The sequence below is a fragment of the Pedococcus dokdonensis genome (genome assembly GCF_900104525.1).
Taxonomy (GTDB): domain Bacteria; phylum Actinomycetota; class Actinomycetes; order Actinomycetales; family Dermatophilaceae; genus Pedococcus; species Pedococcus dokdonensis.
This window is the reverse complement of record NZ_LT629711.1, coordinates 1,169,181-1,188,125: the sequence shown is the minus strand read 5'-3', so window position 1 is coordinate 1,188,125 and position 18,945 is coordinate 1,169,181. Positions and strand designations below refer to the sequence as shown.

Here is an 18,945-nt window from a genome sequence, read left to right as displayed (position 1 = left end):
GGGCGGGAGTGGCAATTGCGTCCAGAGGGACGGGACTAGTCCCATCACCCTTTTGACGTAGGGGCCACTCCCGCAGTGGCGTGTTTCTCGGCGACCGGCCCTGCGGGACGCTGGGGCCATGCCAGCCCCTGTGCGCGTTCTGCTCGTGGATGACCATGAGGTGTTCGTCGATGCCTTGGCCCTCTGCCTCGGGGACTACCCCGACCTGGAGGTGCAGGGCTCGGCCACCACGGTCGCCCAAGGGCTCCGGATGCTCCGTGAGCTCAGCTGCGACGTGGTCGTGCTCGACCTCGCGCTGGCCGGCGAGGACGGCCTCGCCCTCGCCCGCGAGGCGCTCTCCGAGGACCCGACGCTGGGCATCGTGGTCGCCACCGGCGCCGACGCCGGCGACCAGATCGTCGAGGCGGTCCAGCTGGGGGTGCGCGGATGGGTGACCAAGACCGAGACCGCCGACTCCCTGGTGGACGCGATCCGCGGGGTCGCCCGTGGCGAGACGCGCATCCCGGCCGACCTGCTCGCCGAGGTGCTCGTCTCCCTGTCGCGGGGGCAGCACAGCGCCGTCGAGCACGTCCAGGGCATCCAGGAGCTGACCGGTCGCGAGCTGGAGGTGCTGGCCTGCCTGGTCGAAGGCATGAGCCGCACCGAGATCGGCCTGCTCCTGCACGTGTCGCCCAACACCGTGCGCACCCACGTGCAGAGCATCCTGCACAAGCTCAAGGTCCACTCCGCCCTCGCCGCCGTGGCCATCGCCCGGCGGGCCGGCGTCACGGGGGCCACGGTCCCCGCCGGTTGAAGCAAGCCTGCCCCGAGGTCGCCCCGGGCGGCTAGGAACCGCGGGGAAGGTCCGGCAGGGCCCGCTCGGCGGTGACGCCGCGCGGGTCGCGCCGGGCGAGCCAGAGCAGCAGCCCGGCCCGGTCTCCCTGGACGGTCAGGGCGCCGTCGCCGACCACCCACTCGTCGCCCTCGTCGCTGACCAGTCGGAGTCCCGGCTGGTCGTCGAAGGCGCCCAGCCGCGTCGCCGCGTCGTCCACGAAGGCGCGCAGCATCTGCGGCTCGACGTGGGCGAAGGTGAAGCCGTCGTCGAGGTCGACGTGGTGGAAGACGACTTCGCGCAGGCGCAGCCGGGGGAGGGCCAGCGGAGGCACCAGCAGGCCGCCCCGCATCTCGACCCGGTCGACGGCCAGGGGGCCCGCCAACGCGGCGAGGTGCGGGTCGAGGGCGTCCGCCGTGGCCGCCAGGTCGTCCACGAGCAGCCCGCCCGGTCGGGGGTCGTCGGGGGACGCGGGTCCGGCCTGGGCGGCTCCCTCCTCGATGGCGGCGTCGCGGCCCGCTGTCCCGCCGGGGTACATCGGTCGAGCGGTGCCGTCGACCGCCCACTGGGCGAGTCGCTGGATCGCCTCGGCGTTGCGGGCGACGTGGGCCAGCACGTGGGCCCGGCTCCAGCCGTCGCACAAGGAGGGGGCGCGGACGTCCCGGAGCGCCCCCGCGTGCTCGACGAGCAGGGTGGTGTGCCGCCGTACGGCGTCGAGGTCCGCCGCCAGGGTCGATTCCGGGGGCTGCGGCGAGGGAGAGGGCTGCGGCGAGGGAGGGGTCGTCACGGGAGCTGCCCTCCGGCATGGGCCGCGCCCTTGGCCTCGGCCTCGGCCAGGGCGTGCGCGGCACCGATGAAGGTCAGGTGCGAGAACGCCTGCGGGAAGTTGCCGACCATCCGCTGCTCGTGCGGGTCGTACTCCTCCGAGATCAGGCCCACGTCGTTGAACAGCGCCACCAGCCGGTCCATCAGCTCACGCGCCTTGTCGACCTGGCCGCACACCGCATACGCGCTCACCAGCCACCACGAGCAGGCCAGGAAGGGGTGCTCGTCACCCGAGAGGCCGTCCACGCCGGTCTCGGTGCGGTAGCGCAGCAGGAAGCCCTCGCGCATGAGGTCCTGCTCGACCGCGGTGAGCGTGCCGAGGACCCGTGGGTCGTCGGGCGGCAGGAAGCCGACCAGCGGGATCAGCAGCAGGGACGCGTCGACCTCGGTCGTGTCGTAGTGCTGGGTGAAGGTGTTGCGGTCGGCGTCGAACCCCTTGGCGAGGACCTCGTCGCGGACCTGGTCGCGCAGCTCGCGCCACTGCTCCAGCGGGCCGTCCAGGCCCCACTTCTCGATCCCTCGCACGGCCCGGTCGAAGGCCGCCCAGACCATCACGCGGGAGTGCGTGAAGTGCTGCGGCTCCCCGCGGATCTCCCAGAGGCCGTTGTCGGGCTCCTGCCAGTGCTGGGCCAGGTTCTGGACCAGCGCCCGCTGCATGGCCCACGACTGGGTGGAGACCTCGAGGCCCTTGGCGCGGGCCTCGTCCAGCGCGATCATCACCTCACCCAGGACGTCCGACTGGCGCTGGTCGACGGCGCCGTTGCCGATCCGGACGGGGGTCGACCCCGCGTAGCCGGGCAGGTGGTCGAGGGTGCGCTCGGGGAGACGGCGCGACCCGTTGATCGCGTACATGATCTGGAGGTCCTCGGGGTCACCGGCCACCGCCCGCAGCAGCCAGTTGCGCCACAGCCGCGCCTCGTCGACGTAACCCGACGCCACCAGCGCCTCCAGGGTGAGGGAGGCGTCGCGCAGCCAGCAGTAGCGGTAGTCCCAGTTGCGTTCGCCGCCGAAGTCCTCGGGCAGGCTGGTGGTCGGCGCCGCCACGATCCCGCCGAACCGCGAGTGCGTCATGCCCCGCAGGGTGAGCAGGGACCGCACCACGAGCTCGCGGTAGGGACCCTCGTAGGTGCAGCGCTGCGCCCACTCGTTCGAGACCCGGATCGTCTCGGCGACCCGCGAGTCGATGTCGAGCGGCGGCGGCACCTGCTCGTAGGAGGGGAACCACGTCGTCGAGAAGGTGTGTGTCTGGCCGGCGGTGACCTCGAACTCGTCCTCGTGGACGCCGTCGCGGGGGTGGGGGAGCCGGCTGCCGCGGAGCACGAGCATGTCGGGACCGGCGACCGCCGTGATGACGTCGCCGTCGAGCCGGTGGCCGGTGCCGTGCGACACCCACGGGCGCACCTTGCCGTAGTCGAACCGGACCACCCACTCGTGCCGCATCGTCACCGAGCCGTGCAGGCCCTCGACGCTGCGGACGATGTCGGCGCGCCCGTCGCCCAGCGGCATGAGGTCGAGCACCTTCACCGCTCCGGTGTCGGTCTCGTGGATGGTCTCGAGGACGAACGAGTTCTCCACGTAGCGTCGCGTGCTCTTCGCCGGCGCGAGCGGGCCCAGGAGCCAGCGGCCGTGCTCCGGCGTGCCGAGCAGAGCGGCGAAGCACGCCGTCGAGTCGAACCGCGGCAGGCACAGCCAGTCGATCGACCCGGCGCGGCTCACGAGGGCGGCCGTCTCGGTGTCGCCCAGCAGGGCGTACTCCTCGATCGGGGTGGGCGCGTGGGTGACCATGGGCCGACTGTATGCCGCGGGGTCGGCCGAGCGCGCGACGTCCGGGCCGCCCGGCGCTGCGTGCCCGGTGAAGGCCCGGCGAGCGCTGTCGGTGGCGCCACCTACGATGGAGCCCGTGACTTCAGCCGTACCCACCCGCCGCCACCAGCACGACCAGCTGATCGTCCGGGGCGCCCGTGAGCACAACCTCCGGGACGTCTCGGTCGAGCTGCCCCGCGACTCGATGATCGTCTTCACGGGTCTGTCGGGCTCGGGCAAGTCGTCGTTGGCGTTCGACACGATCTTCGCCGAGGGGCAGCGTCGCTACGTCGAGTCGCTGTCCGCCTACGCCAGGCAGTTCCTCGGCCAGATGGACAAGCCCGACGTCGACTTCATCGAGGGCCTGTCGCCGGCGGTGTCGATCGACCAGAAGTCGACCAACCGCAACCCACGCTCCACCGTCGGCACCATCACCGAGGTCTACGACTACCTGCGCCTGCTCTTCGCCCGGGCCGGCCGGCCGCACTGCCCCGTCTGCGGAGAGCCGATCACCCGGCAGAGCCCGCAGCAGATCGTCGACCGCCTGCTCGAGCTGCCGGAGCGCACCCGGTTCCAGGTGCTCGCCCCGGTCGTGCGCGCCCGCAAGGGGGAGTACGTCGACCTGTTCGGCGAGCTCCAGAGCAAGGGATTCTCCCGGGCCCGGGTCGACGGTGAGGTCGTCTCGCTGACCGAGCCGCCCAAGCTCGAGAAGCAGATCAAGCACACCATCGACGTCGTCGTCGACCGACTGGTCGCCAAGGGCGACGACGCGGGTGCCAAGCGCCGGCTGACCGACTCGGTCGAGACCGCGCTGGGGCTGGCGGGCGGGGTCCTGGTCGTCGAGTTCGTCGACAAGGACGCCAAGGACCCCGAGCGCGAGCGCCGGTTCTCCGAGCGGATGGCCTGCCCCAACGACCACGCCCTGTCGATGGACGAGGTCGAGCCGCGGTCCTTCTCGTTCAACAGTCCGTTCGGAGCCTGCCCCAAGTGCACCGGTCTCGGCACCGAGCTCGAGGTCGACCCCGAGCTGCTGGTCCCCGACGAGGACCTCACATTGGCCGAGGGCGCCATCGCACCCTGGGCCTCGACGAGCGGCTCGGCCGAGTACTTCCAGCGGGTCATGACGGCGCTCGGCGAGGACCTCAAGTTCGGCATGGACACCCCGTGGAAGGCGCTGCCCGCCCGGGCCAGGGAGGCGCTGCTGCACGGTCAGAACTACAAGGTGCACGTCCGCTACAAGAACCGCTACGGGCGCGAGCGCTCCTACACGACCGGCTTCGAGGGCGTCGTCCCCTTCGTCAAGCGCCGGCACTCCGAGACCGACTCCGACTGGAGCCGGGAGCGCTACGAGGGCTTCATGCGCGAGGTGCCGTGTCCCGAGTGCGGCGGCGCGCGGCTCAAGCCCGAGTCACTGGCGGTGCACATCGGTGGCCGCAGCATCTCGGCCATCTGTGGGCTGGCGATCGCCGACTGCGCGAAGTTCCTCAAGGAGGTCGACTTCACCGCGCGGGAGCGCCAGATCGCCGAGCGGGTGATCAAGGAGATCGACGCGCGGCTCGGGTTCCTGCTCGACGTCGGGCTCGACTACCTCTCGCTCGACCGGCCGGCCGGCACCCTCTCCGGTGGTGAGGCGCAGCGGATCCGGCTGGCCACCCAGATCGGGTCGGGTCTCGTCGGTGTCCTCTACGTGCTCGACGAACCGAGCATCGGCCTCCACCAGCGCGACAACCACCGGCTGATCGAGACGCTGACCCGGCTGCGCGACCTGGGCAACACCCTCATCGTCGTCGAGCACGACGAGGACACCATCGCCACCGCCGACTGGGTGGTCGACATCGGCCCGGGCGCGGGCGAGCACGGCGGTGTGGTCGTGCACTCCGGCCCCGTGCAGGGCCTGCTGGAGCACCCGGACTCGGTCACCGGCAAGTACCTCTCCGGGCGGCTCGAGATCCCGATGCCCTCGGTCCGCCGACCGCAGGAGAAGGGACGCGAGGTCACCGTGGTGGGGGCCCGCGAGCACAACCTGCACGGCGTCGACGTGTCGTTCCCGCTGGGCAACCTCGTCGCCGTCACCGGCGTCTCGGGGTCGGGCAAGTCCACCTTGGTCAACGACATCCTCTACAACGTGCTCGCCAACAAGCTCAACGGCGCGCGACACGTCCCCGGCCGGCACAAGACCGTGACCGGGCTCGACCACCTCGACAAGGTGGTGCACGTCGACCAGAGCCCCATCGGGCGCACACCGCGCTCCAACCCGGCGACCTACACCGGGGTCTTCGACTCGATCCGCAAGCTGTTCGCGACGACCACCGAGGCCAAGATCCGGGGCTACCAGCCCGGTCGGTTCTCGTTCAACGTCAAGGGCGGCCGCTGCGACGCGTGCTCCGGCGACGGCACGATCAAGATCGAGATGAACTTCCTGCCCGACGTCTACGTGCCCTGCGAGGTCTGCCACGGGGCGAGGTACAACCGCGAGACCCTCGAGGTGCACTTCAAGGGCAAGACGATCGCCGATGTGCTCGACATGCCGATCGAGGAGGCGGCCGACTTCTTCGCGGCGGTGCCGGCCATCTCCCGGCACATGAAGACGCTCAACGAGGTCGGGCTCGGGTACGTCCGGCTCGGCCAGCCGGCGCCCACGCTGTCCGGTGGTGAGGCGCAGCGCGTCAAGCTCGCCTCCGAGCTCCAGAAGCGGTCGACCGGTCGCACCGTCTACGTCCTCGACGAGCCCACCACCGGGCTGCACTTCGAGGACATCCGCAAGCTGCTCCTGGTGCTCCAGGGCCTGGTCGACAAGGGCAACTCGGTCATCGTCATCGAGCACAACCTCGACGTGATCAAGAACGCCGACTGGATCATCGACATGGGCCCCGAGGGTGGCAACGGCGGCGGCCGGGTGCTCGCCGAGGGCACCCCCGAGCAGGTGGCGGCGGTCGAGGACAGCTACACCGGGCAGTTCCTCGCGCCGATCCTCGCGCGTAGTGCCCGCACCCCGCAGCGAGCGACCGGCACGAAGCGCACTGCGGCCGCGGTCGCCGTCACCAAGAAGACGGCGACGAAGAAGGCCACCGCGACCACGGTGCCGGCCAAGAAGGCGACCGCGAAGAAGGCGACCGCCAAGCAGGCGACCGCCAAGCAGGCGACCGCCAAGCAGGCGACCGCCAAGAAGACGACGGCCACCAAGACCACCGCCGCCAAGAGCACCGCGAGAAAGGCCACCGCGACCACGGTGCCGGCCAAGCAGGCGACCGCCAAGCAGGCGACCGTGAAGAAGGCGACCGTGAACTAGCAGTAGCCGGGACGCGAACGGCCCCCGGGAGTCCCGGGGGCCGTTCGTCGCTGCGGTGGCTAGACGTCGCCGCCGAGGTAGGCGGCCTTGACCGCCGGGTCGTTGGCCAGCTCCTCGCCGGTGCCCTCCCGGACGACCTCACCGGTCTCCAGGATGTACGCGCGGTGGGCCCGCTTGAGCGCCTGGGCAGCGTTCTGCTCGACCAGCAGCACGGTGGTGCCCTGCTTGTTGATCTCGGTGATGATGTCGAAGATCTGCTGGATCAGCTTGGGCGCCAGCCCCATCGACGGCTCGTCGAGCAGCAGCAGGGTCGGGCTGGCCATCAGGGCCCGCCCGATGGCCAGCATCTGCTGCTCACCGCCGGACATCGTGCCGGCGATCTGGGTGCGCCGCTCCGCGAGCCGCGGGAACAGCCCGAAGACCCGGTCGCGGTCCTCCTTGACCTTCGGGGTCTTGCGGTCCGTGCGCGCATAGGCCCCCATGTCGAGGTTCTCCGTGACGGTCATGCCGACGAAGCAGCCGCGACCCTCGGGGGACTGGGCGATGCCCAGCACCGGGCGCTCGTGCGGCGGGACCGCCGTGATGTCCTCGCCCTTGAACCGGATGGTGCCGGCCCGGACCGGGCGCAGCCCGGACACGGTCTTCATGGTCGTCGTCTTGCCGGCGCCGTTGGCGCCGATCAAGGTGACCACCTCACCCTCCTCGACGGTGAACGAGACGTTGCGGATCGCCTCGATCCGGCCGTAGTTGACGCAGAGGTCCTCGACCTCAAGAAGCATCTTCATCAACTCCCAGGTAGGCGGCGATGACCGCAGGGTTGTCCTGGATCTCGGAGGGCACACCCTCGGCGATCTTCTTGCCGAACTCGAGGACGACGATCCGGTCTGTCACACCCATGACCAGCTTCATGTCGTGCTCGATGAGCAGCACGGTGTAGCCCTGGTCGCGGATCGTCTGGATCAGCTCCATCAGCCGGGCCTTCTCCGCGGGGTTGAACCCGGCAGCCGGCTCGTCGAGGCAGAGCAGCTTGGGGTTCGTGGCCAGCGCGCGGGCGATCTCGAGTCGTCGCTGGTCGCCGTAGGGAAGGTTGCGGGCCAGCTCGTCGGCCCGCTTCTCCAGACCCATGAACTTGAGCAGCTCGTAGGCCCGGTCCATGCCTTCGGACTCCTCGGCGTGGTGCCGGGGGAGGCGCAGCAGCGCCGACCCCATACCGGTGGAGTGGTGGGCGTCGGCCCCGACGAGGACGTTCTCGAGAGCGGTCATGTTGTGGAACAGCCGGATGTTCTGGAACGTGCGCGCGATGCCCAGCTTGGTGATCTGGAACTTCTTGCGCTTGCCCAGGGGCTCGCCCATGAACCGCACCGCACCCGAGGTGGGCTGGTAGACACCGGTCATCACGTTGAAGCAGGTCGTCTTGCCGGCCCCGTTGGGTCCGATCAGTCCGAGGATCTCGCCGGTGTTGATGTGGAACGACACCCCGTCGAGCGCGGTGACGCCACCGAAGCGGAGCGTCACGTCGTCGACCTCGAGCATCTTGCCCTTGGGCGCGTTGCTCACCTCGTCGACCGAGATGTCGACCGAGGTGTCGGGCACGGCCTCCTCGTCGGGGGCCAGCACCCTGTCGTCGTCGACGCGCGCCCCGCGCGTCTCGTCGGGGCCGGTCGTGTCAGTGGTGTCAGGCACGAGCCACTCCTTCCGCGTCGATGCTGTCTGGGGCTTCCTCGTCCGCCCGCTTGGCGCGGACCGACCGCCGTGGCGGCAACAGGCCCTGCGGCCGGAAGATCGCCAGCGCCATCAGGGCGAGCCCGAAGAGCAGGAAGCGCGCGTCGGAGAGGAAGCGGAACTTCTCGGGGGCCCAGGTGAGCAGGAACGCGGCGAGGATGACGCCCCACCGGTTGCCCTGGCCACCGACGACCACCATGGCCACGAACAGCACGGAGTAGAGGATGGTGAAGTTGTCCGGGTTGATGAACTGCTGCTTGGTGGCGAAGAGCGCACCCGAGAGGCCACCGATGGCGGCGCCGGTCGCGAAGGCCAGCAGCTTGAACCGGAAGGTCGGGACACCCATCAGCTCGGCGGCGTCCTCGTCCTCGCGGGTGGCCTCCCAGGCCCGGCCGACGCGGGAGTTCTGCATCCGCCAGTCGAGGAAGAGCACGACGAAAACCAGGGTCAGCGCCAGCCAGTAGTAGGGCACCGAGTCGGTGACCCCGAACTGCAGGAACGTCGTCGTGTTGTCGAGGTCGACGTAGGCCGTGAGTCCCTCCCAGCGGATCTTCGGGATCTCGAACAACGCCCAGCTCGGGGGAGTGGGGATGTTGGAGATGCCGCGCGAGCCACCGGTGAGGCTGTCGGCGTTGACCAGGATCAGCCGGACGATCTCACCGAACCCGAGGGTCACGATGGCGAGGTAGTCGCCGCGGACCCGAAGGGTCGGTGCGCCGAGGATGATGCCCGACAACAGCGTGACGCCCATCGCGATCGGGATGCACAGCAGCAGCGGCACCTTGCCGTGCGCCGAGCCGAGGACACCCACGGTGAACGCGCCGATCGCGAAGAACCCGATGTAGCCGAGGTCGAGCAACCCGGCATACCCGATGACGATGTTGAGCCCGATCGCCACGAGGGCGTACAACGCGCAGAGGAAGAGCACGGCGCCGAAGTCGGAGTCGGTCGTCGTGATGAGCGGCGGGTTGAGGATCGGCAGGAAGTAGATGAACACCACCGCCGCCACGATGAGCAGGTAGCGCGCCCAGCGGGGCAGGGCGCGGAACCGCGCGGCGACACCGGAGAAGAAGCTGCGGACGGCGTTCATGCGCGTGCCTTTCCGAGGGACTCACCGAGCAGGCCGGTGGGACGGAACAGGAGAATGACGACCAGCAGGACGAAGGAGACGACGTCCTTCCACTCGCCCCCGAAGATCGCCGAGCCGTAGTTCTCGGCCACCCCGAGGATGAACCCACCGAGCAGGGCACCGCGCAGGTTGCCGATGCCGCCGAGCACGGCGGCCGTGAAGGCCTTCACACCGAGCAGGAACCCGCTGTTGTACCTCGTCACCCCGAACTTGAGCAGGTACATCATCGCGGCCGCACCAGCCGCGGCACCGCCGAGGACGAAGGTGAGGCGGATGACCTGGTCGCGGTTGACGCCCATGAGCGCAGCCGACTCGGCGTCCTGGGCGACGGCCCGGATGCCTCGGCCGAGCCGCGACCGGCTGACGAACTGGTCCAGCACGATCATCAGGACGATCGCGGAGCCGAGGACGATCAGGTCGATGTTCGAGACGTGGTAGTCGAAGATGTAGAAGAGGCGCTTGACCTCGATCTGCAACGGCAGCGGCGAGGCCTCCCGGGGCCGGCCGACGTAGTTGGCCAGGTCGTCGTCGGCGCCGAACCACTTGAACGGCTTGTCGCGCAGGCCCATCGCCTCGGACAGGGCGAAGGAGGCGCCGATGGCGGAGATGAGGGCGATCAACGGCGGAGAGTTCCGCTTGCGCAGCGGCCGGTAGGCGACGAACTCGAGGAGCAGCGCGATCAGCGCGGACATCACCATCGCCGACGCGAAGCCGACGATGAGGTAGCCGACCAGGCCGAGGCCGGAGGCCTTGCCCGCACCCACCGCCAGCAGCATCCAGACAGCCGCGAAGCTGCCCCACATGAAGACCTCGGAGTGCGCGAAGTTGATCAGCCGCAGCACGCCGTAGACGAGGGTGTAGCCGAGCGCGATGAGAGCGTAGATCGCACCGAAGGCCAGGCCCGTGATGGTGAATTCCCAGAAGTGGTTGAGCAGAAGATCCATCAGACCTCCGATGAAGGGGGGACCGCGACGACGAAAGCCGAGGGGGACCCCGACCGGACGGGAACACGGTAGCGGCCAGGGCCCCCGTTGCCGAGAGCCCTGGCCGCTATGCGTGGTGTTACTTGATTTCCTGGTCCGGAACGATCTTGCCGCCCTCGACCTTGTAGGCCCAGACCGACACCTCGGCCGGCTCACCCTTGGCGTCGAACTTGACCATCTTGGTCACGCCCTGGGCGCTGTACGAGCCGATGAAGGCGTTCATGTCCGCCGACGAGGTCTTGCCGGCCTTGATGGCGGCGAGGAAGACGTTCGCCGCGTCGTAGGCCTCGGCCGAGTACGTGGCCGGGTCCGAGTTGTAGGCCTTCTTGTAGGCGGCCGCGAACTCGGGAGCCTTGTCCGGGGGGAGGCACGGGCAGGTGACGATGGCACCCTCGGCCGCCGCACCGGCGCCCTTGATGAAGCCGTCGTCCTTGACGCCGTCCGCCGCGACGAACTGGCCGGTGAAGCCGCCGTCCTTCAGCTGCTTGGCCAGCTTGGAGGCGTTCGAGTAGTAGCCGCCGTAGAAGAACACGGTGGCGCCCGAGGCCTTCGCCTTGGTCACGGTCGCGGAGAAGTCGTCCTGCTTGCCGTCGGCCGCGGTCTGGTCGCTGCCGGCCACGGCGCCGCCGAGGTCGTTCTTCACGATGTCGGCGAGGCCCTTGCCGTACTCCGAGGTGTCGTCGGAGACGAAGACCTTCTGGGCCTTGAGGACGTCCTTGATGTACTTCGCGGCGGCGGGACCCTGGGTGGCGTCGTTGCCGAGGATGCGGTGGAAGGTCTTCCAGCCGTTCTCGGACAGCGCCGGGTTGGTCGCCGAAGCGGTGATGATGTTCAGGCCGGCCTTGTCGAAGATCGGGTCGGCAGCCTTGGACTCACCGGAGAAGGCCGGGCCGACGATGCCGACCAGCTTCTTGTCGGTGACGGCCTTCTGGGCCAGTCCGGGAGCGATGGCCGGGTCACCCTGGCTGTCGAACGAGGTGAGCGAGACCTTGCAGTCGGCGTTCTTCTCGTTGTACTGGTTGACGGCGAGCTCGGCACCGTTCTTGATGTTGATGCCGAGGTTGGCGGCGTCGCCGGTGAGCGCGCCGAAGAAGCCGATCTTGAGGTCACACGCCTTGTCGCCGCCGGAGCCACCGTCGCCGGTGGTGCCGCCGCAGGCGGAAAGCGCGAGGGCAGCGGCCACGAGGGGCGCGCCAATCTTGAACACGGAACGCAAGACTCCTCCTGAAGTCATCTGGAGCACGCGGGCCGTCTGCACCCACGGGTCACCCCGGTTGGGGTGTGTGCAGAGTAGACCGCGGGTCCCCGTGAGCGGGAGCACATCGCGTGCATGCGTGACCGTGTCGTTACCACCCTGCCTGTTATGTCCAGATGAACGTCATGGCAGCGTCACACGTATTACCCAGCATGGCCCGCGATGCTGGGTCGACCTGGTCAGATCCCCCTCCGCGGGGGCACCTCCACCGAAAGGCGCGCGCATGACCACCGAACGAGACACCCCGCAAGACCTCTCCGTCACCACCGACGCCCCTGCCTCCACCTCGTCCTCGAGTGCTGGTTCGGGGCCGTCGCGGCGCACCGTGCTCGCGTCGGTCGGCCTGGCCGGGGTCGGTGCCACGGCCCTGGCCGCGTGCGGGGCGGCCGAGGACGCTGCCGACACCGCCGTGAGCTCGGCCACCGACGCGGCCAAGGAGGCCATCTCCAAGGCCACCATCCCGGTGGGCGGCGGCAAGATCTTCGCCGACCAGAAGGTCGTCGTCACCCAGCCCACCTCGGGCGACTTCAAGGCCTTCAGCGCGGTCTGCACGCACCAGAACTGCGTGGTGAGCACGGTCGCCGACGGCACCATCAACTGCGCCTGCCACGGCAGCAAGTACGACCTGACCACCGGCGCGGTGAAGCAGGGGCCGGCCACCAAGGCCCTGCCCGAGAAGACCATCACCGTCAGCGGCGACGGGATCTCGGTCACCTGACCTCCAGCGCACGGTGAGGTATGCCGCGTGGTCACCACGCGGCATACCTCCGTGCGTGGGGTGGTGGCGCGTGCGGTCGGGTGGGTGGCCCGGCGCGGGCCGTCGGTGGCGCTCCATAGAGTGGAGCAGTGGCTGACCCGTCGACGTACCGCCCGGCGCCGGGGGAGATCCCGGTCGACCCGGGTGTCTACCGGTTCCGGGACTCCGCCAAGCGCGTCATCTACGTCGGCAAGGCGAAGTCACTGCGACCGCGGCTGTCCTCCTACTTCCAGGACGTCGCCGCCCTGCACCCGCGCACCGCCACCATGGTCACGACGGCCGCGAGCGTGGAGTGGACCGTCGTGTCCACCGAGGTCGAGGCCCTCCAGCTCGAGTACTCCTGGATCAAGGAGTTCGACCCTCGGTTCAACGTCAAGTACCGCGACGACAAGTCCTACCCCTACCTCGCGGTCACCCTCGGTGAGGAGTTTCCGCGCGCCCAGGTGATGCGCGGGGCCAAGCGCAAGGGCACCCGCTACTTCGGCCCCTACGCGCACGCCTGGGCGATCCGCGAGACCCTCGACCTGCTGCTGCGCGTCTTCCCGGTGCGGACCTGCTCGTCGGGGGTCTTCAAGCGGGCCGGCCAGGTCGGTCGCCCCTGCCTGCTCGGATACATCGACAAGTGCTCGGCCCCCTGCGTCGGCCGGGTCAGCGCCGAGGAGCACCGCGCCATCGCCGAGGACTTCTGCGACTTCATGGCCGGCAACACGACCCGGTTCGTCAAGCGGCTCGAGCGCGACATGGCGGCCGCCAGCCGCTCGCTGGAGTTCGAGCAGGCTGCCCGGCTCCGTGACGACCTCGTGGCCCTCGGCAAGGCGCTCGAGAAGTCCGCCGTCGTCCTGGGCGACGGCACCGACGCCGACGTCTTCGCCCTCGAGGAGGACGGCCTCGAGGTGGCCGTCCAGGTCTTCCACGTGCGCGGTGGCCGCGTGCGTGGCCAGCGCGGCTGGGTCGCCGAGATGGATGCCGAGTCGGTCCCCGAGATCGTCGGTCACCTGCTCCAGCAGGTCTATGGCGGCGAGTCGGGTGACAGCGTGCCGCGCGAGGTGCTCGTCCCCGTGCTGCCCGACGAGCCGGCCGCGGTCTCGACCTGGCTGGGCTCGCTGCGGGGCTCGGCGGTCGACCTGCGGGTGCCCCAGCGCGGCGACAAGCGCACCCTGCTCGAGACCGTCCAGCGCAACGCCAAGCAGTCCCTGGCCCGGCACAAGCTGGCCCGGGCCGGCGACCTCACCGCCCGCAGCCAGGCGCTCCAGGAGCTCCAGACCAGTCTCGACCTGGCTGCTGCGCCGCTGCGGGTCGAGTGCTACGACATCAGTCACATCCAGGGCTCGCAGGTGGTGGGGTCGATGGTGGTCTTCGAGGACGGCCTGGCCCGCAAGTCCGAGTACCGCCGGTTCGTCATCCGGGGCGAGCAGGTCGACGACACCGCCGCCATGGACGAGGTCCTGACCCGGCGGTTCCAGCGCTACCTCGAGGAGCGTGACCAGGCCTCCGACGTCGAGCTCGGTCCAGACCCCGAGGCCGGACCCGACCGCATCGACCCCGACACCGGCAAGCCCAAGAAGTTCGCCTACCCGCCCAACCTCGTCGTGGTCGACGGTGGCCTGCCGCAGGTCAACGCCGCCCACGCCGCGCTCACCGCGCTCGGCATCGACGACGTCGCCGTCGTGGGTCTCGCCAAGCGGCTCGAGGAGGTCTGGGTGCCGGGTCAGGACTACCCCGTCATCCTGCCGCGGACCAGTGACGGCCTCTACCTGCTGCAGCGGGTCCGCGACGAGGCGCACCGGTTCGCGATCACGTTCCACCGACAGCGGCGCTCGAAGGCGATGACCAGCAGCGCCCTCGACTCCATCCCGGGGTTGGGCGAGACGCGACGCAAGGCGCTGCTGCGGCACTTCGGGTCGGTCAAGCGGGTCCGGGCTGCGACCGTCGAGGAGCTGCAGGAGGTTTCCGGCATCGGACCTGCGCTGGCCGCCACGATTGCGGCAGAGTTGGCCACGGCTGGTGCCCCTGCGCCGGCCGTCAACCTGATGACCGGTGAGGTCCTCGATGGTGACTGACCAGCGACCGACCACGACCGGCACCACCACGCACCCCCAGCGCCAGGAGGCGGAGCAGTCATGACCGACGAGGTGCCGGGTCACGACCCGGCCGAGCTCGTGATCGTCACGGGCATGAGCGGCGCCGGTCGGTCGACCACGGCCAACGTGCTCGAGGACTCCGGCTGGTACGTCATCGACAACCTGCCCCCACACCTGCTGGTCTCGCTCGCCGACCTGGCCAACGAGGCCCCCCGGCGGGCCGACCTGCCGCGGCTGGCCGCGGTCGTCGACGTGCGGGCCCGAGGCTTCTTCGACCACCTGCAGACCGCCCTCGACGAGCTGCGCGAGCGCGGCTGGCGACCCAACCTCGTCTTCCTCGACGCCACCGACGAGGCGATCGTGCGCCGGTTCGAGTCGGTCCGCCGACCGCACCCGCTCCAGGGCGACGGCCGGCTGCTCGACGGGATCATCCGCGAGCGGGCCATGCTCGCCGACCTGCGGGCCCGGGCCGACGTGGTGATCGACACCTCGGGCCTCAACGTGCACCAGCTGGCCAAGAAGGTGCACCCGGTGTTCTCCGGCGACGCGGGCCACAAGGTCCGGATCGCCGTCATGTCGTTCGGCTTCAAGTACGGCGTCCCGCTCGACGCCGACTTCGTCTTCGACATGCGTTTCCTGCCCAACCCGTTCTGGATCCCCGAGCTGCGCAACTTCACCGGGCGTGACGCCCCGGTCGCCGAGTTCGTGATGGCGCAGGAGGGGGCACCCGAGTTCGTCGACCGTGTGGTCGACCTGATGTCGCCGGTGACCGCGGGCTACATCCGCGAGGGCCGGCGCTACGTCACGCTCGCGGTCGGCTGCACGGGGGGCAAGCACCGGTCGGTGGCTGTCGCGGAGGCCCTGCGGGCGCGACTGACCAGTGACGACGTCGCGACCTTCGTGGTGCACCGCGACCTGGGGCAGGAGTAGTGGCGGGGCCCGCAGTCGTCGCGCTCGGTGGCGGGCACGGCCTGGCCGCCTCGCTCGAGGCCCTCAAGCTGGTCACCGACGACATCACCGCCGTCGTCACCGTCGCCGACAACGGCGGCTCGTCGGGCCGGCTGCGCGACGAGTTCGACGTCCTGCCCCCGGGCGACCTGCGGATGGCCCTCACCGCGCTCTGCGACGACACCGAGTGGGGACACACCTGGCGCGACGTGCTGCAGCACCGCTTCCGGGGCGAGGGCCCGCTGGCCGGTCACGCCCTCGGCAACCTGCTCATCACCGCCCTCTGGGACGTCCACCACGACCCCGTGGTGGGGCTCGACCTCGTCGGCCGGTTGCTCAACGCCCGGGGCCGGGTGCTGCCGATGGCTGCGGTGCCGCTGGAGATCACCGCGCGGGTCGAGGGACTGGACGGTGCTGACGCCGACGGCCTCACCACGCTGCGCGGCCAGGTGGCCGTGGCGACCACGAAGGGCACGGTCGTGAGCATCGCGCTCGAGCCCCAGGACCCGCCGTCGGCCCCGGAGACGATCGCGGCCGTGCTCGAGGCCGACTGGCTGATCCTCGGGCCCGGATCGTGGTTCACCTCGGTGATGCCCCACCTGATGGTCCCGGCCCTGCGCGAGGCACTGCACGACACGGCCGCCCGGCGGTTGCTGACCCTCAACCTCGAGCACTCCGGCGAGACGGCCGGGTTCACCGCGGCGCAGCAGCTCGAGGCCCTGGTCGACCACGCCCCCCGCCTGCGCCTCGACGCCGTCCTCGCCGACCCCGGTGCGGTCGACGACGAGGTGGGCCTGCGGGCCGTCGCCGGGCGGCTGGGCGCCGATCTCGTGCTCGCCCCGGTGGCGCAGCGGGGTGCGCCCGGGCACCATGACTCGCTGCGGCTGGCCGCGGCCTACCGTGACGTCTTCGGCTGACCTCGCGGGCCGGTTCGTCGGCTGGTGCCGAGCCGGCACCGCCCGCGGGGGCAGGATGCTTGACGGACGTGGTTGAGTCGGGGGATGCGGTGCCGGTGCCTCAGGGTGCGGCCGAGGGGGAGAGCGAAGCATGGGACGACAGCCCACCAGTGCACGACAGCGAGATGGCAGGATGAAGCAATGGCGATGACGGCGCGGGTCAAGGACGAGCTCAGCAGACTCGACGTCACCAAGCCCTGCTGCCGCAAGTCCGAGGTCGCCGCGACGCTGCGGTTCGCCGGTGGGCTGCACATCGTCGGCGGGAGGATCGTCGTCGAGGCCGAGCTCGACACCGCGAACGCCGCCCGACGCCTCCGCAAGAACATCGGCGACCTCTACGGCCACCCGTCCGAGGTGCTCGTCCTCGCCGCCGGTGGCTTGCGCAAGGGCAGCCGCTACGTCGTGCGCGTCGTGCAGGACGGCGAGGCGCTGGCCCGGCAGACCGGGCTCATCGACGCCCGCGGGCGTCCGGTGCGGGGCCTGCCGCCCAAGGTCGTCAGCGCGTCGGCCTGCGACGCGGAGGCCGCGTGGCGGGGCGCGTTCATCGCGCACGGTTCGCTCACCGAGCCGGGCCGTTCGTCGGCGCTCGAGGTGACCTGCCCCGGCCCCGAGGCGGCGCTCGCGCTGGTCGGTGCGGCTCGTCGGCTCGGCATCCAGGCCAAGGCTCGCGAGGTCCGTGGGGTCGACCGCGTGGTGATCCGCGACGGAGACGCCATCGGCGCGATGCTGACCCGGCTCGGCGCGCACGATGCCGTGATGGCGTGGGAGGAGCGCCGGATGCGGCGCGAGGTCCGCGCCACCGCCAACCGGCTCGCCAACTTCGACGACGCCAACCTGCGCCGGTCGGCCCGGGCGGCCGTCGCTGCCGGGGCTCGCGTCGGTCGCGCCATGGAGATCCTCGGTGACGACATCCCCGACCACCTCAAGGAGGCCGGCGCGCTCCGGCTGGAGCACAAGCAGGCCTCGCTCGAGGAGCTGGGTCAGCTCGCCCAGCCCCCGATGACCAAGGACGCCGTGGCCGGCCGCATCCGGCGGCTGCTCGCGATGGCGGACAAGCGGGCGCAGGACCTCGGCATCCCCGGCACCGAGGCCAACCTGACGCCCGACATGCTCGACGCCTGACCGGGTAGGGGACACTTCTCCCATGACGAGGATCGCCGTGGTCGGCACGGGCTACGTCGGGCTCTCGATGGCCGTGCTGCTCTCGCAGCACCACGACGTCGTCGCGTTCGACATCGACCGGGCCCGGGTCGCGGGCCTGCGCGAGGGGCGCAGCCCGATCAAGGACGCCGAGATCGAGGACTTCCTGGCCCACCGCGAGCTGCGTCTCACCTTCACCGACGACTCCGACGAGGCGTACTCGGGTGCGGACTTCGTGGTCATCGCGACCCCCACCGACTACGACCCGGTGACCAACTACTTCAACACCTCCACCGTCGAGAAGGTCGCGGCCGACGTCGCCGCCGCGAACCCCGGTGCGGTCATGGTCGTGAAGTCCACCGTCCCGGTGGGCTTCACCCAGGGCCTCGCCCAGCGGCTGGGCACCGACAACCTCGTCTTCAGCCCGGAGTTCCTCCGCGAGGGGAGGGCCCTCTGGGACAGCCTGCACCCCTCCCGCATCGTCGTGGGCGACCGGAGCGAGCGGGGGCGGGCCTTCGCCGACCTCCTGGTCGAGGGATCGCTGGAGCCCGACGTCCCGGTGCTGCTGACGGACAGCACCGAGGCCGAGGCGGTGAAGCTGTTCGCCAACACCTACCTCGCGATGCGGGTGGCCTTCTTCAACGAGCTCGACACCTTCGCGCTCACCCACGACCTCGACTCGCGCCAGATCATCGAAGGGGTGGGGCTCGACCCCCGTATCGGCCCGGGCTACAACAACCCGTCGTTCGGCTATGGCGGCTACTGCCTCCCGAAGGACACCAAGCAGCTGCTGGCCAACTACCAGGACGTCCCGCAGTCGCTGATCGAGGCCATCGTCACCGCCAACACCACCCGCAAGGACTTCGTCGCGGCCGACATCCTGCGCCGCCAGCCGCGAGTGGTCGGGATCCACCGGCTGATCATGAAGTCCGGCTCCGACAACTTCCGGTCGAGCAGCGTGCAGGGGATCATGAAGCGGATCAAGGCCAAGGGGGTCGAGGTCGTGGTCTACGAGCCGGCCCTCGACGCCGACAGCTTCTTCGGGTCGCGGGTGGTCCGTGACCTGGCGGAGTTCACCGAGGTGTCCGACGTCATCGTCGCCAACCGGATGGTCGCCGAGCTCGAGCCGGTGGCCGACAAGGTCTACACGCGCGACCTCTTCGGCGGGGACTCCTGACCGCAGTCGGTATGCCGGCCGCTCGCCTCGACGGGGCCTGCCCGCCACCGCGGGACGATGCCGTGGGTT

The 18,945-nt window shown here is 70.4% G+C and carries 15 protein-coding genes; 8 read left to right on the top strand and 7 right to left on the bottom strand.

Features of this window, described 5'->3' with window-relative positions; all coding sequences use genetic code 11:
* Positions 1 to 118: 118 nt before the first annotated feature.
* The gene (locus BLQ34_RS05790; RefSeq protein ID WP_091782745.1) at positions 119 to 793 is read left to right on the top strand and encodes a response regulator; all 675 of its coding nucleotides are present in this window, start codon (positions 119 to 121) and stop codon (positions 791 to 793) included.
* A 31-nt stretch (positions 794 to 824) separates the two neighbouring features.
* Here the strand turns inward: BLQ34_RS05790 and BLQ34_RS05785 are convergent, their stop codons facing one another.
* Entirely contained in the window at positions 825 to 1,598 is a 774-nt protein-coding gene (locus BLQ34_RS05785) for a maleylpyruvate isomerase family mycothiol-dependent enzyme (RefSeq protein ID WP_091782742.1), read from the bottom strand.
* Positions 1,595 to 3,421, bottom strand: a complete 1,827-nt coding sequence (locus BLQ34_RS05780) for a glycoside hydrolase family 15 protein (RefSeq protein ID WP_091782739.1) — start codon at positions 3,419 to 3,421, stop codon at positions 1,595 to 1,597. Before BLQ34_RS05780 ends, BLQ34_RS05785 begins: the two co-directional genes overlap by 4 nt.
* Before the next feature lie 106 nt (positions 3,422 to 3,527).
* On the opposite strand from BLQ34_RS05780, the gene uvrA reads away from it, so the two are divergent.
* Positions 3,528 to 6,728 carry an excinuclease ABC subunit UvrA gene (gene uvrA, locus BLQ34_RS05775; RefSeq protein ID WP_091782736.1) on the top strand — a complete coding sequence of 1,067 codons (3,201 nt, stop codon included), beginning with the start codon at positions 3,528 to 3,530 and terminating at the stop codon, positions 6,726 to 6,728.
* Between the two features lie 59 nt (positions 6,729 to 6,787).
* Here the strand turns inward: uvrA and BLQ34_RS05770 are convergent, their stop codons facing one another.
* The 5 genes from BLQ34_RS05770 to BLQ34_RS05750 form a co-directional block, all read right to left on the bottom strand.
* A complete protein-coding gene (locus BLQ34_RS05770) occupies positions 6,788 to 7,507 on the bottom strand; it encodes an ABC transporter ATP-binding protein (RefSeq protein WP_091789361.1) in 720 nt (239 codons plus the stop codon).
* Entirely contained in the window at positions 7,497 to 8,411 is a 915-nt protein-coding gene (locus BLQ34_RS05765; RefSeq protein ID WP_407946390.1) for an ABC transporter ATP-binding protein, read from the bottom strand. The genes BLQ34_RS05770 and BLQ34_RS05765 overlap by 11 nt, the downstream gene beginning before the upstream one ends.
* Positions 8,404 to 9,540, bottom strand: a complete 1,137-nt coding sequence (locus tag BLQ34_RS05760) for a branched-chain amino acid ABC transporter permease (RefSeq protein ID WP_172829357.1) — start codon at positions 9,538 to 9,540, stop codon at positions 8,404 to 8,406. Before BLQ34_RS05760 ends, BLQ34_RS05765 begins: the two co-directional genes overlap by 8 nt.
* The gene (locus tag BLQ34_RS05755; RefSeq protein WP_091782733.1) at positions 9,537 to 10,523 is read right to left on the bottom strand and encodes a branched-chain amino acid ABC transporter permease; all 987 of its coding nucleotides are present in this window, start codon (positions 10,521 to 10,523) and stop codon (positions 9,537 to 9,539) included. The genes BLQ34_RS05760 and BLQ34_RS05755 overlap by 4 nt, the downstream gene beginning before the upstream one ends.
* Before the next feature lie 118 nt (positions 10,524 to 10,641).
* On the bottom strand, positions 10,642 to 11,769 hold the full coding sequence (locus tag BLQ34_RS05750; protein WP_231961462.1) for a branched-chain amino acid ABC transporter substrate-binding protein: 1,128 nt from the start codon (positions 11,767 to 11,769) through the stop codon (positions 10,642 to 10,644).
* A 271-nt stretch (positions 11,770 to 12,040) separates the two neighbouring features.
* On the opposite strand from BLQ34_RS05750, the gene BLQ34_RS05745 reads away from it, so the two are divergent.
* The 6 genes from BLQ34_RS05745 (at position 12,041) to BLQ34_RS05720 (ending at position 18,876) form a co-directional block, all read left to right on the top strand.
* A complete protein-coding gene (locus BLQ34_RS05745) occupies positions 12,041 to 12,535 on the top strand; it encodes a Rieske (2Fe-2S) protein (RefSeq protein WP_091782730.1) in 495 nt (164 codons plus the stop codon).
* A 128-nt stretch (positions 12,536 to 12,663) separates the two neighbouring features.
* Positions 12,664 to 14,634 carry an excinuclease ABC subunit UvrC gene (gene uvrC / locus BLQ34_RS05740; protein WP_091782727.1) on the top strand — a complete coding sequence of 657 codons (1,971 nt, stop codon included), beginning with the start codon at positions 12,664 to 12,666 and terminating at the stop codon, positions 14,632 to 14,634.
* A 60-nt stretch (positions 14,635 to 14,694) separates the two neighbouring features.
* Positions 14,695 to 15,585, top strand: coding sequence for an RNase adapter RapZ (gene rapZ / locus BLQ34_RS05735; protein ID WP_091782725.1), 891 nt, complete (start codon positions 14,695 to 14,697; stop codon positions 15,583 to 15,585).
* Positions 15,585 to 16,520, top strand: a complete 936-nt coding sequence (locus BLQ34_RS05730; RefSeq protein ID WP_091782722.1) for a gluconeogenesis factor YvcK family protein — start codon at positions 15,585 to 15,587, stop codon at positions 16,518 to 16,520. Before rapZ ends, BLQ34_RS05730 begins: the two co-directional genes overlap by 1 nt.
* Before the next feature lie 180 nt (positions 16,521 to 16,700).
* Complete coding sequence (gene whiA / locus BLQ34_RS05725; RefSeq protein WP_091782719.1) at positions 16,701 to 17,681, top strand: DNA-binding protein WhiA; 981 nt, start codon at positions 16,701 to 16,703, stop codon at positions 17,679 to 17,681.
* A 22-nt stretch (positions 17,682 to 17,703) separates the two neighbouring features.
* A complete protein-coding gene (locus BLQ34_RS05720) occupies positions 17,704 to 18,876 on the top strand; it encodes a nucleotide sugar dehydrogenase (RefSeq protein WP_091782716.1) in 1,173 nt (390 codons plus the stop codon).
* Positions 18,877 to 18,945 lie beyond the last annotated feature (69 nt).

Bases quoted from the DNA above. Each gene is read 5' to 3' on its own strand.
- BLQ34_RS05790 (WP_091782745.1), top strand. From the start codon at position 119: ATGCCAGCCCCTGTGCGCGTTCTGCTCGTGGATGACCATGAGGTGTTC.
- BLQ34_RS05780 (WP_091782739.1), bottom strand. From the start codon at position 3,421: ATGGTCACCCACGCGCCCACCCCGATCGAGGAGTACGCCCTGCTGGGC.
- uvrA (WP_091782736.1), top strand. From the start codon at position 3,528: ATGGAGCCCGTGACTTCAGCCGTACCCACCCGCCGCCACCAGCACGAC.
- BLQ34_RS05770 (WP_091789361.1), bottom strand. From the start codon at position 7,507: ATGCTTCTTGAGGTCGAGGACCTCTGCGTCAACTACGGCCGGATCGAG.
- BLQ34_RS05760 (WP_172829357.1), bottom strand. From the start codon at position 9,540: ATGAACGCCGTCCGCAGCTTCTTCTCCGGTGTCGCCGCGCGGTTCCGC.
- BLQ34_RS05755 (WP_091782733.1), bottom strand. From the start codon at position 10,523: ATGGATCTTCTGCTCAACCACTTCTGGGAATTCACCATCACGGGCCTG.
- BLQ34_RS05745 (WP_091782730.1), top strand. From the start codon at position 12,041: ATGACCACCGAACGAGACACCCCGCAAGACCTCTCCGTCACCACCGAC.
- rapZ (WP_091782725.1), top strand. From the start codon at position 14,695: ATGACCGACGAGGTGCCGGGTCACGACCCGGCCGAGCTCGTGATCGTC.
- whiA (WP_091782719.1), top strand. From the start codon at position 16,701: ATGGCGATGACGGCGCGGGTCAAGGACGAGCTCAGCAGACTCGACGTC.
- BLQ34_RS05720 (WP_091782716.1), top strand. From the start codon at position 17,704: ATGACGAGGATCGCCGTGGTCGGCACGGGCTACGTCGGGCTCTCGATG.